General features: G+C 45.9%; 1 pseudogene. It reads left to right on the plus strand.

The features are described 5' to 3' along the window. Positions 1 to 429, plus strand: a pseudogene (locus tag GBI66_RS19325) (aromatic ring-hydroxylating dioxygenase subunit alpha); the annotation flags it as partial.

The following is a 429-nucleotide window of genomic DNA, read 5'->3' on the forward strand; positions in this document are numbered from 1 at the left end:
AGACCGTTTCAATGCCAGCTCAACGTGTAAATGGTTTCCCTTGCAACAAAGCATATGCAGTTGTCGAAAAGTTCGGCTTTATTTGGGTATGGCCAGGCGAGAAAGCTTTAGCAGAAGAAGCAAAACTGCCAACTTTAGAATGGGCAGATCATCCTGAATGGAGATATGGCGGAGGCCTGTTTCACATTCAGTGTGACTATCGCCTGATGGTCGACAACCTGATGGATTTAACCCACGAGACCTATGTTCACTCAAGCAGTATTGGGCAAAAAGAGATTGATGAATCATTGCCTGTCACTAAAGTTGACGGCGACCATGTCATTACCGAACGCTATATGGAAAATGTGATCGCACCTCCATTTTGGCAAATGGCCCTTCGCGGTAATCATTTAGCAGATGATGTACCTGTTGACCGTTGGCAACGTTGCC

This window comes from Acinetobacter sp. TUM15071, assembly GCF_008980925.1.
Lineage (GTDB): Bacteria > Pseudomonadota > Gammaproteobacteria > Pseudomonadales > Moraxellaceae > Acinetobacter > Acinetobacter dispersus.